The 23,662-nt window shown below is 43.4% G+C and carries 25 protein-coding genes and 1 rRNA gene; 13 read left to right on the top strand and 13 right to left on the bottom strand.

Annotation, left to right across the window (positions count from 1 at the left end):
- Positions 1–4: 4 nt before the first annotated feature.
- Together rrf and FTU44_RS12000 are read left to right on the top strand one after the other, a co-directional pair.
- Positions 5–119 (top strand): 5S ribosomal RNA (gene rrf, locus FTU44_RS11995).
- 171 nt (positions 120–290) lie between these two features.
- A complete protein-coding gene (locus FTU44_RS12000) occupies positions 291–1,910 on the top strand; it encodes a Na/Pi cotransporter family protein (protein WP_005168665.1) in 1,620 nt (539 codons plus the stop codon).
- On the opposite strand, the gene FTU44_RS12005 is transcribed toward FTU44_RS12000, so the two are convergent.
- Positions 1,876–3,255, bottom strand: coding sequence for a dihydrolipoyl dehydrogenase (locus FTU44_RS12005; RefSeq protein ID WP_180050855.1), 1,380 nt, complete (start codon positions 3,253–3,255; stop codon positions 1,876–1,878). The two genes, FTU44_RS12000 and FTU44_RS12005, sit on opposite strands and share 35 nt — an antisense overlap.
- 152 nt (positions 3,256–3,407) lie before the next feature.
- Between FTU44_RS12005 and FTU44_RS12010 the strand changes: the two genes are divergently transcribed.
- Positions 3,408–5,357, top strand: coding sequence for an Ig-like domain-containing protein (locus FTU44_RS12010; protein ID WP_180050858.1), 1,950 nt, complete (start codon positions 3,408–3,410; stop codon positions 5,355–5,357).
- Positions 5,358–5,518: 161 nt separating this feature from the next.
- On the opposite strand, the gene FTU44_RS12015 is transcribed toward FTU44_RS12010, so the two are convergent.
- The gene (locus tag FTU44_RS12015) at positions 5,519–5,941 is read right to left on the bottom strand and encodes a beta-lactamase hydrolase domain-containing protein (RefSeq protein ID WP_100329847.1); all 423 of its coding nucleotides are present in this window, start codon (positions 5,939–5,941) and stop codon (positions 5,519–5,521) included.
- On the bottom strand, positions 5,934–6,269 hold the full coding sequence (locus FTU44_RS12020; protein ID WP_005098133.1) for a TIGR01244 family sulfur transferase: 336 nt from the start codon (positions 6,267–6,269) through the stop codon (positions 5,934–5,936). Before FTU44_RS12020 ends, FTU44_RS12015 begins: the two co-directional genes overlap by 8 nt.
- Positions 6,270–6,394: 125 nt before the next feature.
- Here FTU44_RS12020 and FTU44_RS12025 point away from each other — a divergent pair, with 125 nt between their 5' ends.
- From FTU44_RS12025 to FTU44_RS12035, 3 genes are read left to right on the top strand one after another with little or no spacing between them, the layout of a single operon-like run.
- On the top strand, positions 6,395–7,291 hold the full coding sequence (locus FTU44_RS12025; protein ID WP_180050861.1) for an alpha/beta hydrolase: 897 nt from the start codon (positions 6,395–6,397) through the stop codon (positions 7,289–7,291).
- Positions 7,292–7,723 (top strand): thioredoxin TrxC, encoded by a 432-nt coding sequence (gene trxC, locus FTU44_RS12030; protein ID WP_180050864.1) that lies wholly within the window; start codon positions 7,292–7,294, stop codon positions 7,721–7,723.
- 5 nt (positions 7,724–7,728) lie between these two features.
- On the top strand, positions 7,729–8,169 hold the full coding sequence (locus FTU44_RS12035; RefSeq protein ID WP_218944670.1) for an acyl-CoA thioesterase: 441 nt from the start codon (positions 7,729–7,731) through the stop codon (positions 8,167–8,169).
- Positions 8,170–8,230: 61 nt separating this feature from the next.
- Here FTU44_RS12035 and FTU44_RS12040 read toward each other — a convergent pair whose 3' ends face one another.
- Together FTU44_RS12040 and FTU44_RS12045 are read right to left on the bottom strand one after the other, a co-directional pair.
- Complete coding sequence (locus FTU44_RS12040) at positions 8,231–8,734, bottom strand: DUF4442 domain-containing protein (RefSeq protein WP_180050867.1); 504 nt, start codon at positions 8,732–8,734, stop codon at positions 8,231–8,233.
- A gap of 28 nt (positions 8,735–8,762) precedes the next feature.
- Positions 8,763–9,251, bottom strand: coding sequence for a YajQ family cyclic di-GMP-binding protein (locus FTU44_RS12045; RefSeq protein WP_005098115.1), 489 nt, complete (start codon positions 9,249–9,251; stop codon positions 8,763–8,765).
- 91 nt (positions 9,252–9,342) lie between these two features.
- On the opposite strand from FTU44_RS12045, the gene FTU44_RS12050 reads away from it, so the two are divergent.
- The gene (locus FTU44_RS12050; protein ID WP_005098114.1) at positions 9,343–9,657 is read left to right on the top strand and encodes a rhodanese-like domain-containing protein; all 315 of its coding nucleotides are present in this window, start codon (positions 9,343–9,345) and stop codon (positions 9,655–9,657) included.
- 161 nt (positions 9,658–9,818) lie between these two features.
- Here the strand turns inward: FTU44_RS12050 and mnmC are convergent, their stop codons facing one another.
- The 4 genes from mnmC to FTU44_RS12070 are packed head-to-tail and all read right to left on the bottom strand — an operon-like array spanning position 9,819 to position 13,223.
- Positions 9,819–11,729 (bottom strand): FAD-dependent 5-carboxymethylaminomethyl-2-thiouridine(34) oxidoreductase MnmC, encoded by a 1,911-nt coding sequence (mnmC, locus tag FTU44_RS12055; protein ID WP_180050870.1) that lies wholly within the window; start codon positions 11,727–11,729, stop codon positions 9,819–9,821.
- Positions 11,730–11,768: 39 nt separating this feature from the next.
- Entirely contained in the window at positions 11,769–12,275 is a 507-nt protein-coding gene (locus FTU44_RS12060; RefSeq protein WP_100329844.1) for a hypothetical protein, read from the bottom strand.
- A 5-nt stretch (positions 12,276–12,280) separates the two neighbouring features.
- Positions 12,281–12,583 (bottom strand): YciI family protein, encoded by a 303-nt coding sequence (locus FTU44_RS12065; protein WP_005098111.1) that lies wholly within the window; start codon positions 12,581–12,583, stop codon positions 12,281–12,283.
- A gap of 28 nt (positions 12,584–12,611) precedes the next feature.
- Positions 12,612–13,223 carry a septation protein IspZ gene (locus FTU44_RS12070; RefSeq protein WP_005168649.1) on the bottom strand — a complete coding sequence of 204 codons (612 nt, stop codon included), beginning with the start codon at positions 13,221–13,223 and terminating at the stop codon, positions 12,612–12,614.
- A 44-nt stretch (positions 13,224–13,267) separates the two neighbouring features.
- On the opposite strand from FTU44_RS12070, the gene FTU44_RS12075 reads away from it, so the two are divergent.
- Positions 13,268–14,122 carry a PHP domain-containing protein gene (locus tag FTU44_RS12075; RefSeq protein ID WP_180050873.1) on the top strand — a complete coding sequence of 285 codons (855 nt, stop codon included), beginning with the start codon at positions 13,268–13,270 and terminating at the stop codon, positions 14,120–14,122.
- A gap of 74 nt (positions 14,123–14,196) precedes the next feature.
- Here the strand turns inward: FTU44_RS12075 and FTU44_RS12080 are convergent, their stop codons facing one another.
- Positions 14,197–15,108 carry a bestrophin family protein gene (locus tag FTU44_RS12080; protein ID WP_005168648.1) on the bottom strand — a complete coding sequence of 304 codons (912 nt, stop codon included), beginning with the start codon at positions 15,106–15,108 and terminating at the stop codon, positions 14,197–14,199.
- Positions 15,109–15,172: 64 nt separating this feature from the next.
- On the bottom strand, positions 15,173–15,874 hold the full coding sequence (gene radC / locus FTU44_RS12085; protein ID WP_180050876.1) for a DNA repair protein RadC: 702 nt from the start codon (positions 15,872–15,874) through the stop codon (positions 15,173–15,175).
- A gap of 113 nt (positions 15,875–15,987) precedes the next feature.
- On the opposite strand from radC, the gene coaBC reads away from it, so the two are divergent.
- Together coaBC and FTU44_RS12095 are read left to right on the top strand one after the other, a co-directional pair.
- Entirely contained in the window at positions 15,988–17,262 is a 1,275-nt protein-coding gene (gene coaBC / locus FTU44_RS12090) for a bifunctional phosphopantothenoylcysteine decarboxylase/phosphopantothenate--cysteine ligase CoaBC (RefSeq protein ID WP_005098105.1), read from the top strand.
- A 230-nt stretch (positions 17,263–17,492) separates the two neighbouring features.
- Positions 17,493–18,005, top strand: a complete 513-nt coding sequence (locus FTU44_RS12095) for a hypothetical protein (RefSeq protein WP_180050879.1) — start codon at positions 17,493–17,495, stop codon at positions 18,003–18,005.
- Positions 18,006–18,080: 75 nt separating this feature from the next.
- Here the strand turns inward: FTU44_RS12095 and dusA are convergent, their stop codons facing one another.
- The gene (gene dusA / locus FTU44_RS12100) at positions 18,081–19,106 is read right to left on the bottom strand and encodes a tRNA dihydrouridine(20/20a) synthase DusA (RefSeq protein ID WP_005098100.1); all 1,026 of its coding nucleotides are present in this window, start codon (positions 19,104–19,106) and stop codon (positions 18,081–18,083) included.
- A gap of 274 nt (positions 19,107–19,380) precedes the next feature.
- Between dusA and FTU44_RS12105 the strand changes: the two genes are divergently transcribed.
- The gene (locus FTU44_RS12105) at positions 19,381–20,025 is read left to right on the top strand and encodes a hypothetical protein (protein ID WP_180050882.1); all 645 of its coding nucleotides are present in this window, start codon (positions 19,381–19,383) and stop codon (positions 20,023–20,025) included.
- A gap of 14 nt (positions 20,026–20,039) precedes the next feature.
- Here FTU44_RS12105 and FTU44_RS12110 read toward each other — a convergent pair whose 3' ends face one another.
- Positions 20,040–21,227 carry an MFS transporter gene (locus FTU44_RS12110; RefSeq protein ID WP_180050885.1) on the bottom strand — a complete coding sequence of 396 codons (1,188 nt, stop codon included), beginning with the start codon at positions 21,225–21,227 and terminating at the stop codon, positions 20,040–20,042.
- Between the two features lie 972 nt (positions 21,228–22,199).
- Between FTU44_RS12110 and FTU44_RS12115 the strand changes: the two genes are divergently transcribed.
- Positions 22,200–23,327, top strand: coding sequence for a Re/Si-specific NAD(P)(+) transhydrogenase subunit alpha (locus FTU44_RS12115; RefSeq protein ID WP_074383527.1), 1,128 nt, complete (start codon positions 22,200–22,202; stop codon positions 23,325–23,327).
- A gap of 11 nt (positions 23,328–23,338) precedes the next feature.
- Positions 23,339–23,662 carry a proton-translocating transhydrogenase family protein gene (locus FTU44_RS12120; RefSeq protein ID WP_004281642.1) on the top strand — a complete coding sequence of 108 codons (324 nt, stop codon included), beginning with the start codon at positions 23,339–23,341 and terminating at the stop codon, positions 23,660–23,662.

Consider the following 23,662-nt stretch of genomic DNA (forward strand, 5'->3'; position numbering starts at 1 on the left):
TTGTGCTGGCGACAATAGCAAGAGTGAACCACCTGATCCCTTCCCGAACTCAGAAGTGAAACCTCTTTGCGCTGATGGTAGTGTGGGGTTACCCATGTGAGAGTAAGTCATCGCCAGCTCATTATTCAAAACACCCTCAAGCCAAGGCTTGGGGGTGTTTTTTTGTGTGCGGAGTTTATAGCAAAATTAAAAAGTAAAAATAATATTCTGAATTTACTCAAGGTTATTTGCTGTTTTTAAATCAGCCTGATTATGTTTTAATCATTAAAATTTAAAGCCTAGGAATCTGCGTGTTTGAGGTATTTACACAGCTCTGTGGTGGAATCGGTTTATTTTTGCTTGGCATGACTTTAATGACCGAGAGCCTTAAAGATATTGCAGGTGAAACATTAAGACAATGGTTAGGTCGGTTTACTGGTTCTCCTTTTAAAGCAATGACTTCAGGTATTGCCTTGACCTTGATTGTGCAATCCTCCACAGCCACGACTCTAGCAACCATTGGCTTTGTCAGTGCAGGCGTACTCTCTTTTTCGCAAGCCATTGGTGTAATTATTGGCGCCAATATCGGTACAACCAGTACTGGCTGGATTGTGGCTTTTTTAGGTTTAAAGTTTTCTATTGGACAAGTGGCTTTGCCTCTCATTGCCATAGGCGCTTTACTTAAAATATTAGCACATGGACGTACAGCGCTTACCGGCTTGGCGCTTGCGGGATTCGGCCTGATTTTCTTTGGAATTGATTTGCTTCAAGTAGCAATGTCAGGTGTCGCAGAACATCTCGATCTTTCAATTTTCTCGACCGAAAGTTTTGCTGCAAAGCTGTTATTGGTACTTTTCGGTTTGGTCATGACTGTGATTTTGCAGTCCTCTAGTGCCGCCATTACAGCGACACTTGCTGCATTAGCAAGTCAGGCGATTCAGCTCGATCAAGCGCTTGTGCTCGTCATTGGCCAGAATATTGGAACCGTTGCAACTGCAGTACTGGCAGCCATCGGTGCAAATGCGAATGCAAAACGAACTGCTGCTGTGCATGTCTGTTTTAATGTCGTGAGTGCAATTTTTGCATTTTGTATTTTGGTTCCCTTGTTTTTATGGCTGTATCAACCACAGTATTTTTTATCTGGTTGGGATCATGTGGTCATTGTGGCAGCTTTTCATACAGCCTTCAGTGTATTTGGTGCCTTATTTTTTATGCCATTGATTCGCCCCTTTGAACAGCTGTTGGTGAAATATATTCCGGCACATGAAGATTCATTATTACAGGCCTTAGATGAAGCCAGTTTGGCAGTGCCTGCGGTCGCAATTAATACGGCAGAACAAGTGATCTTTAAAACCATATTGACCCAATATTCCTGGATTCTAAAAGCCATCAAGTCAGCAGAATTGGTTTCGGCCAATGAATTAAAACAGCAAGACGAATTAATTTACAAATTACAGGATTATTTAGAAAAAATTGTTGTGCCTGAAAATAGCACTGATCAAAGTCGGCTGTTTAGCTTATTAAGGATGATGGTTTATCTGAAAGTGTTGCGTAGTGATTTGGAAAATCTAAAGCATGTTGTGAGTATTCGTACCCAACCCGCGATTCATCAACTTGCCTTGGATTTTATCCAGATTCTGGAAAATGCTGGAAATAGCATGCTAGATACTCGCTCATCTGAAGATTTGAGCCAACTGTATATTGAAATGGGACATCTAAAACAGTGGAGTAAACAGCATCGTAGCGAATTACGTGAAAAAACTAATATTTATGCCTCAACGTATCAGCTGAATGCAGCCAAAACTTTTGAGTTATTGGCTGCTCAGCGTTGGTTAGATCGCTTAGTTGCGCACAGTTACCGTTTGATTAATGTACTCAATGAGCGTCAGCAAACACTTACAATGCATCAAATTGACGACGAGCATGTTTAAGAGCAGATCTGAGACCTTCTTCCAGTGTTGGGTGATAAAAAGGTTTTGCCAGGATTTGATGAATATCCTGATCTGCATCAATGGTCCAGGCCAGAAGATGGCCAAGATGTTCAGCTTGTGAACAGAAGAGTTCTGCGCCTAATAATTTGCCTGATTTTTTATCAATATAAACTTCGATACCACCTTTATTTTCAGCAAGAACCAGTGCACGTCCTTGATTTTCATAGGAGGCAAATCCTCGAATAAACTCAATATTTTGCTTTTCTAACTGTTTAAAACTTTGCCCGATAATCGCCATTTCCGGGTGAGAGAATACGATTGCCAGTGGGGTGAGTGCGGGAATCGGTTTAATTTCGGGATAATTTAAACAGTTATGAACCACTTCTTTACCAGCATGAGCAGCTTCGTGCTGAATGGGGGCATCAGGTGCGGCATCACCCACTATAAATATCGGCATATCTGCGAGTTGTTTGGTTTTTTTATTGATAGGCAATTTTTTGATATCAGCAAAATTAGGATCTAACTGATTTAAACTCAATCGATCCAGATTAGTCTGACGGCCTGTAGCGCCCAAAATATATTCAACTTGAATAGTTTGAGCTTGATCATTTTCAGTAAAATTAATCTGGATATGATCAGCTTGTTTTTTAACTTGATCTGGCAAGATTTTGAACTTGATATTGAGTTCTTTACTCAATTGCTCCTGTGCCAGCTTTTGTAAGACTGGACTGGTTAAGGCACCTACTTTTTGGCTACGAGCGAACAGGGTAGTGTCTACGCCCAGTCGTTGCATGGCTTGTGCCAGTTCAATGGCAATCACACCACTTCCGATCACTGCTAAAGACTTGGGTAATTGAGAAAGTTCAAATATCTCATCAGAAGTTAGATATTTATCTCCTAATTCTTCCTTGAACGTTTTATCGATATTAGGTCGTGAACCAACCGCAATAATGAAGCTTTTAGCCTGATAAGCTTGTCCATTGACTTCAACTGTATGGGCATTAATAAACGTTGCATGACCAGAAATTTTATGTGAAGCCTCCCATCGATCAACGCCTTTTAGGGTTGCACGAATGAAACGTTCTCTTAAGCTATGTAGACGTTGCATCACACCTGAAGTATCTATTACAGCTTCATGTTGTAAAGCGAGGTCTTTCGCGGATTGAATGTCATGCATGCGATTTGCAGATGAAATCAGAAGTTTGCTTGGCATACAGCCGACACGTGCACAGGTTGTATCCCATGGGCCGTCATTAATAATTAAAATATTTTGGGTGTATTTGATGGCTTCGTTATAAGCACTGATCCCTGCAGTGCCTGCGCCAATAATGATGAGGTCGTACATGGATCACCCTTATAAAAAATTATTTTATATAAGCTAGCATACAAAACATTTGACTTACCTTTGTTTACATAAAATCTTAATTATGGTTACATAACGCATAATTAAATAAAGATTGATAACAAACTCTATAATAGAGGATCTTGGGGATTTAAATGATTAGTAAACAATTAAGTATGAAATTATCTGCTCTTACTTTAGCTTTGGTGTTGGCTGGGTGTGGAGGTGGGGGGAGTGACGGTTTTTATAATGAGACTGGAAATTCAGGGGGTAATGGACAAAGTCCTGGTGGTCCTGCTGAGGTTCAAGCGCTTAATGTCACTGAATTTTCACTCAAAGACTCGAATGGTGAAAAAACAGAAATCATATCAGCGCTTGGTACTGTCGCAACAGTTAAAGTAAGTGATGGAAGTGGTAAACCCGTCAGTGGTGCATTGGTTGCATTCTCTGGCGAAAATATGACTTTTAGTACAACGAATAATTCAGTATTGACAAATGCTGATGGTGAAGCAACTATTGGTGTTACACCAACCAATGCGAATGTTACAGGTCCATATACGATTTCTGTAACAGCTTCATTTAATAATCAAAGCGCTGCTCAGTCAAAAAATGTAAGTTTTGTTAAAACAGACATTATCATTGATCAATTTGAAGCTGCGAGCAAAATCTTAGTTTCAGGTGGATCTACACTGCTTACACTTTTGGTTCAGGATACTAATGGCAACTATCAAAATAATCAAGAAGTTACTTTCTCAGCAGATTGCGGTAGTTTTGCTCAACCAAGTGTAATTTCTACAAGCGAAGGCAATATTTCCAATACATATTATGCTTATGATGCATCTGGTAACCTATGTAGTGGAAAACAAGAGATTAAAGTTACACCAAGTAACTCACCATCCAACGCAAAAATAGTTTCTGTGAATGTAGAGGCTGCAACAGCAACCTCTGCCGTATATACTTCTAAAGCGATTTCAATCCCTGTTGTTGGTAGTGGGTCATCATCAAGTAGCCAAGTCGAATTCACTGTTTATTCAAATGAAAAAGCTCTCCCTAACCAAGACGTAACTCTAAGTTTAGTAAAAGCTCCGCAAGGAACAAGTTTCGTTAGCTTGAGTAATACAGCAAACAGAACTGTCAAAACTGATAGTGCTGGAAAAGTGCTTGTGAATATTTATCCTGGTCATATTCCTGGACCTGTCGAAATTAGTGCGACTTTATCGTCAGGATTCACAGCACTGTCAAAAAATGTAACAATTACGACAGGGCGGGCGACACAGAACAGTTTTAGTTTGTCTTTGAGTAAAAACTCACTGCAAAATGATATGGATGGTGACAAGGCAACCCTTGTTGCAAGACTTACTGATCGTAATGGCAATGATGTTCCTGATGGAACAGTTGTTAACTTCGTCACTGAAGGTGGTAAAGTTGGGGGTTCTTGCTCAACTTCAAATGCTGAATGTTCAGTAGAAATCAGCACACAGAATCCACGTTCAGCAGATGGTCGTGTGACTATATTGGCTTATGTTGAAGGTGATAAAAGTTATACAGATAAAAATGGTGATAATACTTATACACCAGGTGTTGATATATTAACTAAAAATATTGGCAGCTTCTTCCGTGATGATAACGAAAGCCTTACATATGACAATGAAATAGGTGAGTTTAAGTACGATAGAATAACGACTGGAACAAGTGCGTCATGTGCGGCATCTACCTTCAGGGAGCCGAATATTGAGGGAACTTGTGATAATCAACTTTCAGCAATTTTACGTCAACAAGTTATTGTATACTTTGCTGATAGTACTGCGACTATTCAAGGTTTAAAAGCAAGTGATAGTTCATTAAGCTTTAATCTTTATGGTAAAAGTGCATTGACGACACCGATGCCTTCCGGCACATCTGTCACTGTTACAGCAGAAGATGCTACAGAAAATAACAAATCATGTTCTGCAGAGTTAGCAACAGGAAGTAACCCAGTTGCAAATATTGTTGTTTCAAGCTATTACGAATATAAATTAAAAGACTGTGCTAGAGGGGACAGCTTAAAAGTGACAACTACAGCACCTAATGGCAAAGTGTCAAATTTCTATGTTGATTATTCATAATCTCTGATGCCATAAAAAAACAGCGCTTCGCGCTGTTTTTTTATGGGGACTGAAGTTTAAAAACTTAAATTGAGGTTCCCACACTTACACCTACAGTTGGCTTCAAGTTCATTGAACTACAGCCGATAAAGGTCAAGCTCAGACATAACACAACTAAGATTTTATTCATGAATCAATCCTTGAGATTTAGCCTGGTTAAACAAGGTCGCTGAACGTGTACCACTCCGGCAAACCATCAAAATAGGTTTAGGTAGCTCATTATAATATCGAGCAAATTCCTCAATATTGGCCTGAGAAAGCTGGCCACTCACCACAGGCTGATAAATTACACTCACTTGAGATTTCTCCGCAATGGAGCGTAATTGACTCACCGTGACATTATTGCCAGTTTCCTGATCCGGCCGATTGACAATCACAGATTTGAAACCTTGCTGAATCAATTGCTGAAACTTGCTTAATGTCATTTCACCTGACACACTCAGCGAAGAGGTCATTGCACGGCTGAGATCATTTGCGGCAAAACCAAGTGAGCTGACACTTAAACAGCTTGCCAGTACTACAATTTTCCAAAAAGACTTAGTCATCCAGCAGGTCCATCTGTTTTGCCAGTTGATATAAATTATTTGAGCGATTTCCAGTACGGCAGAACATCAGAATAGGTTTCGGTAATTCATTATAATGATTGGCAAAAGTACGTACATCGAGCTCAGTAATCTGACCAGCGACGACAGGCTGAAAGACATAATCCAGACCGGCACTGCGTGCAGCTTCTTCAATTTGTGCACTGGTCGGCTGCTCAGAACCACCTTCCATATCCGGGCGGTTATTGATAATAGATTTAAAACCTTTCTCGACCACCTGAGTCACGTGTTCCGGACCAATTTGACCAGCAAAGCCTACATTTTCGCTCATGACGCCACTCCATCATTTCATTTATATCGATATGCTTTATGATAGCATTAAGCGGAAAACATGCTGAAGCTGTTGTGAAATTTTTATAAATGATGATCACCATAAGATAACGCAATGGAGCGCGTATGCAGGCTTATACAGTTGAGCCACTGTATGTCAAAAGCGGTCAGGATGTGATTGCTGCAGATTTTTATCGGCCTAAAAATATAGAAAAACCGGCCGTGATCTTGATGGCCCATGGTCTGGCGGCCTTACGTCAATTTAAACTGGTGCACTATGCCCAGCATTTTGCCAGTGCCGGCTATGCGGTGGTGTTATTCGATTATCGCTATTGGGGCGGCAGTACCGGGCGACCGCGTGAGCTGGTCTCGATTTCTGCCCAGCTGGATGACTGGCGAACCATGATCAGGCATATTCAGGAACGTAAGTCGATTGATAGTCAACGGATCGTGCTCTGGGGAACTGCGCTAAGTGGAGGGCATGTACTCACGCTAGCAGCAGAACTGAAAAATATTCAAGCTGCAATGGTACAGGTGCCTTTTGTCGATGGGGCTGAAAGTGCCAGGCTTTATCCTTTGCAGCAACTCCCCAAGGCACTTAAGGTTTCTAGTCAGGACTATATGGGAAGCAAGGTCGGTATGCAGCCCAAAACCTTGCCGGTGATCGATCCTTACGAGCTGTGTTTTATGCCGACACAGGACAGCTACGAGGGTTATCTGTCGATTGTGAATCCGGATTATTATTGGAGCGGTCAAATTCCTGCGCGGGTCTTTTTTAATTTAATGCGTTATCGCCCGATTCAGCAAGTTAGAAAAATCACCATTCCGGTGCTGTTTATTGCAGCAAAACTGGATAGTTTAATTCCGATTGAATCCAGTCGCGAAACCGTAACCAATCTTGCACCGTTTGTACAATATCAGGAGTGGAATATCCGGCATTTTGATATTTATCATGGTGAATGGTTTGAAAAAGCCGTTTCAACCCAATTAGAATTCCTACATCAACATATTGGAGTACGCTAGATGATTATTGTATGTCCGGAATGTCAGGCCAAGAACCGTGTTCCTGAAGATAAACTCACCGCCAACCCTGCCTGTGGTCAATGTCATCAGGCCCTGATTCCATTGGAGCCAATTGAATTAAATGAGCAGAATTTCAGTCAGTTTGTCACCCATAGTGACTTGCCTATTTTGATTGATCTCTGGGCAGAATGGTGTGGCCCCTGTAAAATGATGGCACCGCATTTTGCGACTGTCGCGCAGCAATATCCAAACGTGGTTTTTGCAAAAATTGATACCGAAGCGAATCCGCGCTTAAGTTCAGCATTTAATGTTCGTAGTATTCCGACGCTGGTGTTGATGAATAAAAGCAACGAAATTGCTAGAATAAGCGGTGCATTACGATCAAGCGAACTACAAAAATGGCTTGATCAGCAGTTAAATACCCAACCCTAATTCAAATGCCTGGAGTGAATGTGTCAGATTCTCAAGTAAAACCAGAGGGGATTCTTTCCCTACAAACGATCGCAATGCCTGCAGATACCAACTGGAGTGGTGATGTGTTTGGTGGCTGGATCGTTTCACAAATGGACTTGGCAGGCGCGATTCACGCAGAACGATTTTCAAAGGGACGTTGTGCCACGATTTCGATTAACCAGATGACCTTTCTGGTTCCAGTGAAAGTCGGGGATGTCATTAGCTGTTATACCCAGATTTTAAAAGTTGGCAAGACCTCTATTCAGATGGAAATTGAAGTCTGGGACAGTCATGATGATTCACGTGCGCCGATTCGTGTCACAGAAGGGGTATTTACCTTTGTCGCAGTCGATGTAAAAGGCAATAAGCGTCTGATTCCAGAGGAAGCCAAACAGAAGTTTTTAGAGTCTCAAGCAGCCCAATGATTGAATGAGATATAAAAAAATCCCAGAGATGATCTCTGGGATTTTTCTTGCTTAGAAAGAATTATGATTGCTTGAGCTGATCTTTGGCAATCCAGGCCCAGAGCATTTCACATTGAATCGGCGTTTCTCCGGATTCATCCGTGACCGTGACCTGAACCAATGTTTCGCCTTTATCGGAGCTTTGCATGAGTGCTTGTTGCTCCGGCGTCAAGGTAGCGACTGCAGTCATGGCGCCTTTGGTCGGACGTTTAAAATCAATCTTCAAACTTTTGATTAATACAATCGCGGCATCCGGCACATTCATTGCCGTCACAAAGCCGGTCGCAGTTTCTGCCACTAAGGCCATGGCACAGGCATGTACCTGACCAATATGGTTTTGCATGGCTTTATGGTTGGCGATTGTGACCACCACTTTTGCTCCACTGAGTTCTACATAGCGAATCTTGGCAGAACCTACCATGGGAATAATCCGGCCAAAGGTTTTACTCAATAAAGTACTACGAATAGCTTGAGGTAGTCTGGAAGTAGCTTTTACCAGTTTGGTCAGTCGATTGCGATGCGTCATAATTCCTTCTTTAAGACACTGTGCGGTCTTAATCTTTAAAGTTATTGAACTGTAAAGGCAAACCAAATTGCTGTTCTTTTAAGAAGGTCATCACTTGTTGCAAAGTGTCGCGCTTCTTGTCCGTTACACGAATCTTGTCTCCCTGAATAGAAGATTGCGCTTTAATGCCGCTTTCTTTAATGGCTTTATTGATTTTTTTTGCGGTATCAGAGTCAAGACCGTCTTTGAGCTTGATCACCTGAATCACGTTTTTACCAGAAGCCGTCATTTTCTGTGGATCGAGTGCCTGAATATCAACTTTGCGTTTAAAGAAATGACTTTCGAGCATGCTATACACTTGTTCACACTGGAAATCACTTTCAGTCGAAATCTTGATTTCCTTGTTTTTTTCATTCAGTTCAATAGAAACGTCCTGACCGCGGAAGTCAAAGCGGGTCGCAATTTCTTTTTGGGTGTTTTGAACTGCATGATTTACTTCAAAAATTTCTAATTCAGAAACAATATCGAAAGAAGGCATGGTTTAGACCTTTACAAATGGAAAGAATATCTGAGATGCTAGGGATGTTTTCTTCATTTGCCAAGTGTTGTTTACATCAAAGGAGTGCGCAATGATCCGTAAACAAGAAATTACAACATTTGAGTTCCCAGAAAATGCAATTATCTGGGATGTACGCGATACAAGTGCTTTTGCTGAAGCACACGTGAAAGGGGCGGTGAATCAGCCCATTAACGATCTTTCAGCAGAGAGCCTAACTCAGGTGTCAGCGGATCAACCCATTTACATCTTGTGTGGTGGGGGTAGTAAAGCTCCACGTGCTGCTGAAAAACTAGAGGGTTTTGACAGTTCACGTGAATATGTCATTCTGATGGGGGGTACTCGTGCCGCCCGTGATGCAGGCTTACCGCTTGAACAGGGTGCATAAGCATTCTGTTAAAAAAAAGCGCCGCAAGGCGCTTTTTTATTGGCTGAAATTTAATCCCTCCCAACCTCCCTTTTCTAAAGGGAGGAGCTACAGGCATTCGATTTATTCATAAAAGTAGAGAAAAGTCCCCCTTTAAAAAAGGGGGACTTAGAGGGATTAATTCAAAAGGGTAATTCAATTTGTGGCTTAAAATAAGGCTTCTTGGCTTTTACTTTCTTTTGAAAGCGGCTCACGCTGAGTTTTTTAACCAGACTTGCCGGAACAGGACAGGCTTCACCCAGAATCTGGGCGGCCAGAATTTCACTACAAAGGGGTGCAAATAAAAAGCCTTTGGAGCCTAGACCGGCAAAACTATAAATTTCCTGTTCAGGCTGCATTTTACCGAGTAAAGGAAAGTAATCCTGACTTTGGGCACGTAGTGCTGCACGGCCTTGCCAGGTGTCCATCGGTGCTAATGACGCGGCATAATCTGGAAAGACGCTCTGGAGCAGCTCATGATTATGTGCATGATCTTCTGGGAGCACCTCTGTATCCTCCCGGCCGGGATGGAAAGATGCACCGAGAATTAAATGTGTATCATCCAGTTGCATACAATAACCGCCGTAGTTATAAGCAGTGTCTTTGCTTAAAGGCTGAGCGCTATTGTTTAGCCAGCTCACTTGTCCACGAATTGGCTTGAGTGCCGGATAATGCTCAAAGAATTGTGCTGTCTCGCGCGCGCTACAAACCAGCACATGATCAAACTGACCCAAACAATTTTCATTTTCAAAAAGTTCGGGTTGAGATAGCTGCTCAATTTTGGTGATTTTTGCTTGGATATATTTAATATTCGGATGCTGTAAAATTTCATCACGCAATTGATGCGGAGAAATAGTTCCTGCTGCTAAAAGTTTTAAACTTGAATATTCAGTATGCAGTTTCTGCTCATCCGCCGTTTGCACTGAAAGAATATGTGCTGGATATTCATTTGCCAGACTTAAAAGAGTTTCAGGATGTTTGAGTGCCAATTGACTGACCTGAATCGGTCGAAAGGCTTTGAATTTTGCATAATGAGTCAGGGCATGTTGCCAAGCCAAGGTCATTAAATGTTCTGCACTCTGCTCAATCGGGCAGAGTTTTGGGTTCAGGAGCGCAAGCGGGTTACCAGAACCACCAGCAAGTGGCGCTGATTGATCGTAAATCGTGACTTGGTGGCCACGCTGCGCAAAGGCCCAGGCAGCACTTAAACCTGCGATTCCGGCACCAATAACCGCAATCTGGCGTACGTTAAATTCAAGCTCAGGATTTAATGCTGTTTTTTTTTGAGTAATATCCTGATCTGCACCCGAATTGGCTGGTTCAGATAGCTTCCAGATGGCTTTGAGCATTTCACGTTTATGTCCAAAACCTCTTGGACGTGAAATGGAAATCCCATGATTCTTTAGGCCACGTTTCAGGACACCTGCGACACTAAAAGAAGCGAAAGTGGTGCCAATCTCGGATAAACGCACAATATTATTTAAAACATTTTCTTCCCACATGTCTGGATTACAAGACGGCGCAAAACCATCCAGAAACCATGCATTCACAGGTGCGGTTTTTTCCATGATGGGAAATACATCATGGGCATCTCCAAGCCAAAGATCCAGACTGAAACGTTGTTCAGGAAAGCTTAAACGGTGGCAGCCTGCAATTGGCATCGGATATTGGGAAATCAGTTGATCTGCCAATGGCTTGAGTTCAGGCCAGACATTTAAAGCGCGAATCAGATCGGGTTTAGAGAGCGGAAATTTCTCCACTGAAATCGCATGCAAATGACTGTGATTGTCCGGACGGGTCTGCTGCCAGAGCTGCCATAACGCCAGAATATTCAGTCCTGTGCCAAAGCCGGTTTCGCCCACACAAAAATATTCAAACGGTTTTAAGTCAGTCAGGCGGGTCGGCAGGTCATTGCCATTTAAAAAAACATGGCGGGTTTCCAGCAAACCATTGTCTTTAGAAAAATAAACATCGCCAAACTGTTTAGAGACAGGCACTTCAATGCCATCCACCAATTGCCAATCGAGATCGGCGGTTTGAATTGCATGCGACAAAACGACTACAACCTTAAATAAGTCCGAAAGGGGAATAGATTACCATTGACGGCGACGTTTGGTATAAACGTAACTGGCAATCAGAAAGCCCAGCAAAACGCCTACGGCCAACGTGGCAGCACCATACAGGAACATCTGCGCACTGCGTTCGCTTTGTAAAACCTGTACTTGCACGCCAAGATTGTCATTTCTGAGCTGTAGTTCCTGATTTTGTGCTAACGCTTCCAGATTGGCTTTTTCCAGCTGTTGCAGACGTGTCGCCTGATCTTTCACCAAGGCTTTTACTTTGGCATCTTGCTGAGCTTTATTTCTGGCGAGTTCTTCAGCAGTCAGTGGCTTATTTCCAGTTGCCGGAAGGGCTTGAGATGCTGTTGCAGCCACAGGGATGATTGCAGGTTTTGGCGTAGCAGTGGGGGGTGCGACTGCAGCTTGTACAGCGGCGGCGGCGACACTGTTCGGTGTTGTCTGAACTGTGGCAACTTCTACTGCCCATACAGAATGAAAGGTACAACAGAGGCCAATAACACTGGCAAGAACAACACGCATAAACCTTATCCTTGAGGGAATGCTTTGTTAAACGGTTTCACATCAATCTGTGCATATACACCTTCTTTCAGGAAGGGTTCATCCTCTAACCAGGTATCCAGGTCTTCACGGCTGTCAAAATCGACAATGATGGTACTGCCATAAAAGCCGGCTTGTGGATTACTCGGATCTTTCGGCATCGCGCCTGCAACAATCAGACGGCCTTCATCATTCAGCTTTTGCAAGCGGGCAAGATGTTGTGGACGAATGGCAAGACGTTTCTCCACTGTACCTTCCTGATCGGTACAGCTAACGACAAATAATGGCATGATGATTCTCAATCGTTTGTAGTTGGATTTATTCAGCAGTCTTAAAGTATTTACGCAATACAATAAACTGGATAATGATAAAGGAAAACATCACGATCATGTCACCGAATGCCGTGAATTCGCCCCAATATTTTCCATCCAGCCACAAGTAGGCAAAGAAGGTATGTAAAAATGACATCAGTGCAAACATGGCGACCCAGGCATAGTTCAGTTTGATCCAGCCTTTTTCACTTAAGTTGAAAACCGGGCCAAACAGACGCTGAATCAGTGGCTTTTTATCTTTACTAAACCAAGGCGACAGCAGGAATACGCCCGCAAAGACCAGATTCAGCAATACCGCCTTTAAACGGATATAGAAATCGTCGCTCAGCATCAGAGTGATCCCACCAAAAATCACGGTCATAAACAGCACAATCCATTGCTGCTTATCCAAGCGGAATTTTTGCATGACAAATAACGCACCATAGACCACCAGCATAGCAATAATCAGCCCCGTGGTTGCCACAAGAATATTATTATTGTCGACACCCCCCGCAGAACCGATCAATTGCAAAAGTTGATGGTCAGTGTCTTTTGGATCTACAGTTTTATATAAATAAAAGAAAATAATGAGTGGCACAAAGTCTAAAAGTGCTTTCATGTTAGAGTATCTAAATCTGATTAAATAAATGTCATAGTATAGAGATGCACGGCGTAGATTTACATACACATAGCAATATTTCTGATGGAACTTTAACTCCACAGCAATTGGTCGAGGCTGCCGTAGAGAAATCGGTGCATACTTTGGCATTGACAGATCACGACACTATGGATGGCTTGGAACTGGCACAAGAAGCCGCTAAAAATCATGAGATTAAGATCATTTCTGGGGTGGAAATCTCCAGCCAGTGGTCACGTCCAGCCACCAAGAAAAATTATGGTGTGCATATTGTTGCACTGAATATGCAAAATCCTGAGCCTTTACAAAAAGCCCTCAATCAGCAGAAGAAAATCCGGGCGGAACGCTCGAAACAGATCTGTGACTTACTGATTCCTTTAATTGGTCAGGATATTTATGCCGATGTACTGGTCAAAGTCGATAATATCCCTGATCGGGTAACACGGACGCATATTGCCAAAACCTTAGTAGAAAAAGGTATTGTGACTCGCCCGCAACAGGCTTTTGATAAGTACATCAAGGAAGGCAAGAAAGCCTATGTCAAATTTGATGGCTTGAGTCTTGAAGACACGGTTCAGGTGATTCATGAAAGTGGCGGTTTTGCGGTGCTGGCACATCCGACCAAATATGACCTATCTGCGACCAACATTCGTTACCTGATCGAGATCTTTGCCAAGTTTGGTGGCGACGCCGTTGAACTGCCGCCAGCGGTAGATCCAAGTTCTACTCGCCAGATGGTCGATCGGATGATTGCGGAGCATCGTCTGAAAGTTTCGATTGGCAGTGACTTTCATGGCGACCATATGCCATGGATCAGACTCGGGAATGTGCCGAGCCTAAAACAGGGACAAGTCGGGATTTGGGAGAGTTTTGTTGATTGAGTGCTTTACTCGAACTTTGTTCTTGCAAAGCAGAAGTGCCCTTTGCTGATAGAAAAGGGCAAGAGAAAAATAAATTACAGTAGGTTATGATCTTTGGCCTGAATCGGTGGTGGGGTTGGTTTGCCTAATGTGCCTAAGAGTTCAATTTCAATGGTACGTACCATCGAATCGAGTGGCAAATCATTACTTTGCGTGCCAAAAGGTTCTTCAATTTCTGAGCTTAAGGCATCTAGTCCTAAAAAGGTATAAGCTAAAATACCGACCAGTAAAGGCGTAAATAAACCTAATGTTGAACCCAGGCTAAAGGGCAAAATAAAACAGAAAAAATAGACGGTACGATTCAGCAAGACTGAATAGGCAAAAGGTAAAGGCGTCGTCGCAATCCGGTCACAACCAGTCTGGACAATACTCAACTCCGCCACGTGATTATTCATCTGCATATAGATGATGTCTGAGATTTCACCTTCTTTGAGCGCCTGCATTAACTCCCATTGAATCAGGCTTAAGGTATATTGCGGCGCGTTGGCCTGTTGATAGAGCTGGGTCACAGCTTGCTGGCTCATGCCGCTGGTTTCAACCAGTTCGGTCGGATTGGCTGTCTGATGGCGTAGCCGGTCACGGAGAACATTGGCAAAGACAATCACGTGCTGAATTACACGTTCACGGCGACCTTGAGACAGCATCCGGCAATCCCGGTCAAAATGTCGTGAATTGGCAATCAGAATACCCCAGAGTTTGCGGGCTTCCCACCAGCGGTCATAACAGGCCGAATTCTTAAATCCGAGAAAGATCGACAGTACCACTCCAATCAGGGTAAAGCCGACCAGGGGTAATTCTGGAAAATGAAAAGAGCCAATATGTGACAAGCCACCGATAATGGCCGAGATCAACATCACTACGCCTAAAGGTGGCAAAACTTTCGGCAAAATTGTACCTCGCCAGGAAAACAGCAATTTAAAAAGACTTGGCTGGTCACGTACAATCATTTATTGGAATCATCACAGTTTTTTCATGATCTTCTTGACTTGTGCCAGCTTTGTCAAGTGCTAATCACCTGTGTATTTCGGGTTGAATGAGTTGCTGCTCGGCAAAAGAAAAACTGCCCTCTAGGGCAATGATACAGTGGTCGATTAAATAAATATCGACCAGTTGACAGGCTTGCTGAATCTGGCGAGTCAGATGCCGATCTGCTGGAGAGGGATAGGCCCGGCCGAGTGGATGATTATGCGCAATTACAATTGAGGTTGCCTGTTGGGTAATTGCATAGCGCAGTAATTGGTTAATCGAAATATCACATGCATTCACAGAGCCATAAAACAGTTTTTTAAAGCTGATTTTTCTTAAACTGGCATCCAGACACAGCACTGCAAACACTTCCTGAGTTTCACCGAGCAGTTCAAAACGTAAATAATCCCGTAACCGTTTGGAATTATTGAGCTCCAGTGCATCCTGTTTCAGATGTTCGGAAATATAACGCCGTCCGAGTTCCTTGACGGCCATGAGTTGGGTATATTTACTGATGCCCATGCCATGAAACTGGCTGACTTCCTGTAAAGGTGCATCCAGTAAGGCAGTGAGATGACCGAAATGCTGAATCAAGAGTCGGGCAAGTTCGACTGCGGAATGTTGCTGGGAGCCCGAACGAAGAAAGATGGCCAGTAGCTCGGCATCGGACAGACTTTCTGCGCCATATTGAATTAAGCGTTCTCGCGGCCGTTCTTGTTCCGGCCAGTTTTTAATAGAAAATTGCATAGTTATTAGACTTATTTATTATGAATTATCAGTTTTCCCGCAAGCCGATCTCTTGGGAATGCGGTTATTTAATGCTATTGTGAGCCCCACTGCAACAGAAAGGTAGCCTGTTTGTGAGCTTCGACGTAAGTGTAATTCCTCATAAAAATATCATTTTAGCTGTGACTGGCGGCATTGCTGCCTATAAAAGTGCGATTCTGGTTCGTCGTCTGAAAGATGCCGGATTTAATGTGCGGGTGGTGATGACCCAAGGGGCACAGGCTTTTATTACACCTTTAACGTTTCAAGCCTTATCAGGCAATCCGGTCCATACGGCATTACTGGATCCTGAAGCGGAAGCAGGTATGGGGCATATCGAGCTGGCACGTTGGGCGGATCTGTTACTGGTTGCACCTGCAAGTTGTGACACCTTGGCAAAGTTTGCAGCAGGTCTAGCAGATGATTTGCTCAGTACTTTATATCTGGCGACCAAGGCACCGGTCTGGGTAGCGCCTGCCATGAACCAGCAAATGTGGGCAGCTAAGCCAACACAACGCAACTTGGCCACTTTAATTGAAGATGGTGTGCATGTGATCATGCCGGATGCCGGATCTCAAGCCTGTGGCGATGTGGGTTTAGGCCGTATGCCTGAGCCGGAAGATCTGGCACGACAAGTCACAGAATATTTCCATCAAGCACAGCGTGCGATCGCAGAAAAATTTGGTCAGCTTGCGGGTAAACGTGTCACCATCACCGCCGGTCCAACCCGTGAAGCGATTGATCCGGTACGTTATATTTCCAATCACAGTACCGGTAAAATGGGCTTTGCTCTGGCAGCTGCCTGTTATGCCGCTGGGGCAGATGTGACCCTGATTGCAGGGCCAGTGACTCTGGATACACCAAATGGCGTCAAACGCAAAAATGTCAGTTCTGCCGTAAAAATGCTCAATGAAAGCATGCAGATGCTGGAAGATGGCTGTGATATTTTTATTGCAACTGCTGCGGTGGCGGATTACCGCGTGGCGGAAGTTGCAGAACACAAAATTAAAAAATCTGGCGATGAGCTGAATGTGGCGCTTGTGAAAAATCCGGATATTGTTGCGACCATCGCCCAGCAAGAGAAACGTCCGTTTATGGTCGGTTTTGCGGCGGAAACCCGCAATATTGAAGAATATGCCGCGGGCAAACTGGTCGCGAAAAAACTGGATATGATTGCCTGCAATGATGTCTCACGTGCCGATATCGGTTTTGCGTCGGATGAAAATGCCATGACCGTATTTTTTGCCGAACAGTATCAGATGGATAAGCGTGATCTGGAAAAAGCCTCCAAGCAGGAAATTGCCCAGCAGCTGATCGAAGCGATTCATGATGCCTTGCATCGTGATCCATCCAGTGATGACGATTTTTAAAAGAATCTTCACAAAAAAAAGCCCTGTTAGACTCAGGGCTTTTTTATGAGTAAATTTTTATCATTTATTCAAAAAGCTGTAGAAAACTTAAATAATTTAGTCATGATTCATGCACTGCTTATTTCTTGTTTTTTCAAAAAAGCATAAAATAGGTCACAGAATAAGCAAGCATAACAATACTGCATATATCAGCTATAAGCAGGAACAGGAAAGAAAAAGAAGGAGGCGCTATGAGAACAATCATTGTGTTATGGATGATCGCCTGTCTGGCTGGATGCAGTTACTTTGTCTCGATGGATGAATTGGCCAGAAATATTCAAGCGCAGATGCAACAGGAATTTAATTCCAATCAGGATTATCAGCGCTATCGTTTTACTGTGCAGAAGGTCAAAATTGTCCAGCGGCAGGGCAATCAATTTAAAGCGATTTCTCATCTGAATTATCAGGGGGAGGCATATCCGGTCAATGTCAAAATTTTTAAGGTCGATGGAGGCTATAGGTGGTCGATCGAAGAGGATGCCTTTGCTTTTATTGATGAAATTGAAATAGAGCAATACCGGCAGCAACTGGATCGGGAGTTACAGCAGCTGGCTGCAGCCTTAGATGACCTGGAACCTGTAGATGAGTCAAAAGAGCATGAGCGCGGTTCTCTGGTCACACCCATTGCCGAGCCAGAATTTCAAGGTGTTTCTTATCAGGAAGAACCGGTTCCGGTCGGCAATATCACCGCATATACTCAATAACTCCTTCAGTCATTTCTATAAAAAAGCACCGATGATCGGTGCTTTTTTATATCGATTAGACTTTTAAATTCGTATTTAGGATTCAACTTGCTGATGTTCACGCACATAGTCTTCAGTACGTTGCATTGCTTCTTGAATATTAAACAGCGCAGTTTCCACATCTTTCAAGGTTTTGGCATTGCCACCGCTTAGTGCCTGACGCCATTTACGTGCACCCGGCAAGTTCTGGAACAGTCCTAAAATATGACGGCTAATAATTGACAATGGTGCACCTTCTGCCATGCGCTGGGCAATATAAGGCAGCATTTGTTGCATGATCTCGAAACGATCCGGTGCATCCAGATTCCACAATTGGCCCAGTTCAGCCAATAAGTACGGATTATGATAGGCTTCACGACCAATCATCACGCCATCGACATGTTTGAGATGTTCCAGCGTTTCGGCATAGGTCTTGATCCCGCCATTGATTTCAATCAGCAGATCAGGACGATCCTGCTTCAGGCGATAAACATCTTCATAACGCAGGGGCGGCACATCGCGGTTTTCTTTAGGCGATAGACCTTTTAATAAGGCAATGCGCGCGTGTACGATAAAATTATTGCAGCCGGTTTTGGCTACGGTATCGACAAAATGCAGCATTTCTTCATAAGACTGCATATCATCAATCCCGATCCGGTGTTTTACAGTCACTGGAATATCCACCGCATGCTGCATTTCAGCAATACATTCCGCGACTAAATCGGGTTCAGCCATGAGGCAGGCCCCAATTTTATTATTCTGTACCCGGTCACTCGGGCAACCCACATTTAAATTGACTTCGTTATAACCCCAATCCTGTGCCATCTTGGTACAGATCGCGAGATCTTTAGGATTCGAGCCACCAAGTTGTAGCACGATCGGCTGTTCTTCGGTGTTAAAGTCCAAATGCCGTTTGGCATCCCCATAAATGATGGCACCTGTGGTGACCATTTCAGTGTACATAATCACATTTGGGTTAAACAGACGGGCAAAGAAGCGATAGTCTTTGGTGGTCCAATCCATCATCGGGGCAACACTGATTCGTGGTTGAAGTTTATTTTCAATGGTGGTCAGATCAGTCATTCAAAATTATGCCTTAACGAAATGGAAGAAGAAGGGATGAATAAATCACCCAAAGATTATTTTTTTTTGCCCAAGCTCGCTAGGCCAATATTGCAAAAAAAGAGGGCGTAATACTAGCATAAAATCAGCAGAACGACCCGGCGAACTTGAGTTAAGCCAGTAAGTCCAGGACATAGAACAAGAAATAAAATTAGAATTCCAAGTCATTCCAGAATGGTATATTTTGATAGTAGAAACACCAATATAAAAAATGATAGAAATAAGGAGAATAATTATGCTGTTATTGGAGGAGATTTATAAAAGCCATAAAGCACAAAATTCAGCACATTTTAACTTAAAAATTCATCGTGGCTTAGGCTGGTTTAAAAAAGCGCTAGACTTGGATCAAGATCTGGATTTTAAATTCATCAGTCTATGGATTGGTTTTCAGGCTATTTATGCAGAAGAGGATGATCGGGTTCAGGGAAAGGATAAGCTGCGTCAATTTCTAGAAATACTTTGCCAAAATGATCTGGACCAGAAGATTAATCATATTGTCTGGGAAAAGTACAGTCAGCCAATCCACTCACTCTTAGCGAACCCCTATATGGAACAAAGTTTTTGGGATTATCGTCACCAGAAAATTAGTCTGGAATGCTGTAATGCTGAACTGGAAACACAGAAAAAAATCATACAGCATGCTTTAAATGAGCGGAATTCTGTCGAAATTTTAGTCGGGGTGTTTCGTCGTTTATATACATTACACCATCAGCTCATGCAGGGTGGAATTACCTATCATAGTTCCCTGAACCACAAGTTACTCGAGGAAAGCTGTCGGATTCTGGCCGCTTTGCTGCCGGTCTTTATCTGTATTTTATTGGAAAATTCAGTTGCTCTAGATTTAAATAAACCTTTCTATCCAGCGGCTCAAGTCAGCTAAGTATAGTTAAGCATCTAGGCTGCTGTCCGGGCGTGATGCCATTGATCCAGTAAGGCGAATAGGGTAGCGCCTAGGGCCAGCCCGAGTCCTGCCATACAGGTCATGCTCCAGCCCCCATGATGCCAGGCATAAACCCCTAAGGCTGAACCACAGGCACCGCCAATAAAATACAGGGTCATATACAGTGAATTGACCCGTGATTTGGCATCAGGGCGCAGGCGGAAAATCACATTCTGATTACAGCTATGCGTAATCGCCAACCCCAGATTAATCAGTCCATAGCCCAGAATATAGCTCAGCAGCGATACCGCACCAAAATATAGGAACAGCCAGCTCCCAATCAGGATCGAACAGCCAATCCAGCTCAAGGTTTTGATATGGCCCCGATCGGCCCATTTACCAATGAATTGAGTCGACAATGCGCCAAAGACGCCGACCAGTGTCACCAGACCGACCATGACATCAGACAGCTGGAAAGGTTCTTGGGTCAGCAGCAGGGCAATGGTCGAGAACAGCATGCTCATGGCGGCAAAAGCACAAGCACCGGTAAGAGAGCGCAAGACCAATCGTGGTTCATGTTTTAATAAGCTCGCCATAGATTTGAAAATCGCTGCATAGCTGATTCTTAGGCGTGGCAGACTCGGTAATTTTCCTCGCAGATAAAAACTTAAAGCCAGCATGCTGATGCCACTGACGATATAGATCATTTTCCAGTGAAACAGGTCGGACAATAATCCCGCAATACTGGTCGAGAGCAGAATACCGACCAGCAAGCCGCTCATCAGGAAACCCACCACTTCTCCAGTTTTTTCCGGTTTGACTGCCATGGTGGCTAAGGGAATCAGAATCTGTGCAGCCACGGAAAACAGCCCGGCAATGATGGTGCCAACCCACAGCATCGGCAGGTTTACCGCACTGGCACAAATAAATAAACCTGCAGCTGCACCCAGCATGAGAAAGGGAATCAGCTTGGTTTTATTCAGCATATCGCCCAAAGGTACAATAAACAGCAGGCCTAATGCATAAGAGATTTGAGCAAAGGTAACGGTGAGCGCCACTTGTGATTCCGGCACCTGATAATATTGCTGAATCGATGAAATCAGTGGCTGGCAATAATAGTTGGCGCCGGCACATAAACCACAGGCAATCGCCATCAGCCATAATAAGGGCTTGTTTTGACTGATATCGAGGGGCGTGTTCATAGCAGCAACCTTATCTAAGCCGAGGAGAATTTAAAACAAGCAGCGCATTGATGCAGGAATGAAAGGCACTATAAGTGAGAACTTTAGGCTTTAAAAGTAGAAAAATATTACAATGACTCAATGAAAAGATCTTAGATCGCAAGGACTACACAAGACTTGAATTAGAAAACCAGTCAGGAATGATCAGGTTGCCAGATTTTTGATCAATAGCTGGCTTTATTACAACGCATAGGACAAAGAAAGAACGGAAAATCCCCTGAAAATGAAAAAAATTAAATAATGGCTCTCATTTTATGCGCAGATATGGTGCATAAACTTTATTTTAGTCACTTATTCGGTTTATGACATTAATATAATAAATGGTCAGCAAGATTTTTGTTCCTCTTGGTCTGATCATTTTAGAGATAATTGATCCTTAGACCCACAGATCTCGTTGTGTCACATCCATCAATTCAACCCTAGCTCGATGGGTGTTAAATCATAACTAAATTGAATAAAAGGTATTACTTTACAGATCAGATAGCTTATCGGGAATAAGTTCTTTATTTGTCAATAAAGTCAAATTTAGAAAACTTGGAGAGCTAAAGTGCCGCTGTCCTTAGCAGAGAGACCTATTCAGAAACGGGTAGCATAAAGAACCAAAACAGGAATTTTGGTCAGAAAGATCAATGTAACAAAAAAAATCTCAAGTAGGCGGCTTATCAGCCGAGCGCATTTTCAGGTTTTCATTCAGGTGAATGAATATCGTTTATAAAATAATCAAATATAAATATTTGGCGTATATAAGCCACGCACCAGTACAGCAACATTTTTATGAATCATCAGTTCAATATATAGGCATTTATTAAATAAATAGTAGGTAGTAATTTCAAACAGTTTGATTAGAATCCAAAAATTCAACAAGAACACATCCTGAGGGGAAGCATCGTTTAAGCGATGTTTACTTAAGAAAAATTAGCTTGAGGAACGCTCATGCAGATCGGAATTCCAGCCGAAACTGTTGTCGGTGAAAATCGCGTCGCTGCGACGCCAGAGACAGTAAAGAAATTGATCAGCGCAGGACATAGCGTGATTATCGAACGTAGTGCAGGGCTTAAAGCTGCCTATATCGATAGTGCCTATGAACAAGTTGGTGCCAAAATTACGGATGATGCCTACACCGGCAGTCAATTGATTTTAAAAGTTCGTGCACCGAAAGGTGAGGAAATTCAAAAACTCAATCCGAACACCGCCATCGTGGCAATGTTTGATCCTTACCGTAATACTGAGCTTGACCAATTTGCGGCACAGAACGTGTCTGCATTTGCATTGGAGCTTTTGCCACGGACCTTGTCTCGTGCGCAGAATATGGATGTCTTGTCTTCTCAAGCCAACCTTGCAGGATACAAGTCAGTCCTTCTGGCTGCGGCTGAATACCAGCGCATGTTCCCGATGCTAATGACGGCTGCGGGGACGGTCAAACCAGCCCGTGTGGTGATCATGGGGGTCGGGGTCGCGGGTCTGCAAGCCATTGCCACTGCAAAACGCTTAGGCGCTATTGTGGAAGCCACAGACTTGCGTCCAACAGCAAAAGACCAAGTGGAATCATTGGGCGGTAAATGGCTGGATGTGCCGATGTCTGCGGAAGAGCAGCAAAAAGCGGCGGATGCGGCCAAGAATGGTTATGGCTGGATGCCGGGTGAGGAATACATCCGCGATCAGGCTGCCATTGTGGATAAAGCCGTATCAAATGCTGACATTGTGATTACCACAGCGCTTTTACCCGGCCGTGATGCACCGCGTTTAATCCGTGCTGAAACAGTTGCGAAAATGAAACCGGGTTCAGTCATTTTAGATATGGCAGTGGAATCGGGCGGTAACGTTGAAGGTTCGAAATGCGGTGAAACTGTGCATACCGACAACGGCGTCAAAATTTTGGGTATTCCCAATATTCCTTCGACTGTATCGACTGAAGCATCGGCTTTATATGCACGTAACGTGTTTAATTTTGTCGAAACGCTGTTTGATGCCGACAAGAATTTTGTCCTGAATCCAGAAGAAGAAATTCAAAAAGCCCTACTTGTCACTCATGCCGGCCAAGTGCTGCTAAAACGTGGTTAAGGAGAAGACTCATGGTTGAAACAATTACGATTTTTGTCCTTGCCATTTTCGTAGGTTACTACGTGGTGTGGGGTGTAACACCAGCATTGCATACGCCGTTGATGGCGGTCACCAATGCCTTGTCATCGATCATTATTGTCGGTGCGATGATCCAGACCGTTGGTCTGCCGGTGATCGGCGTTGAAGGCAGCGTGGATTTCCAGACCATTAACGTGGTGAGCGTGCTGGGTGCAATCGCGGTGTTCCTGGCCAGTATCAATATTTTCGGTGGCTTTGCCGTGACTGCACGTATGCTGGAAATGTTTAAACCTAAGCAAAAGAAAAAAGAGGGTTAA

The sequence above is a fragment of the Acinetobacter sp. YH12105 genome, assembly GCF_013419095.1.
Classification (GTDB): Bacteria; Pseudomonadota; Gammaproteobacteria; order Pseudomonadales; family Moraxellaceae; genus Acinetobacter; species Acinetobacter pseudolwoffii.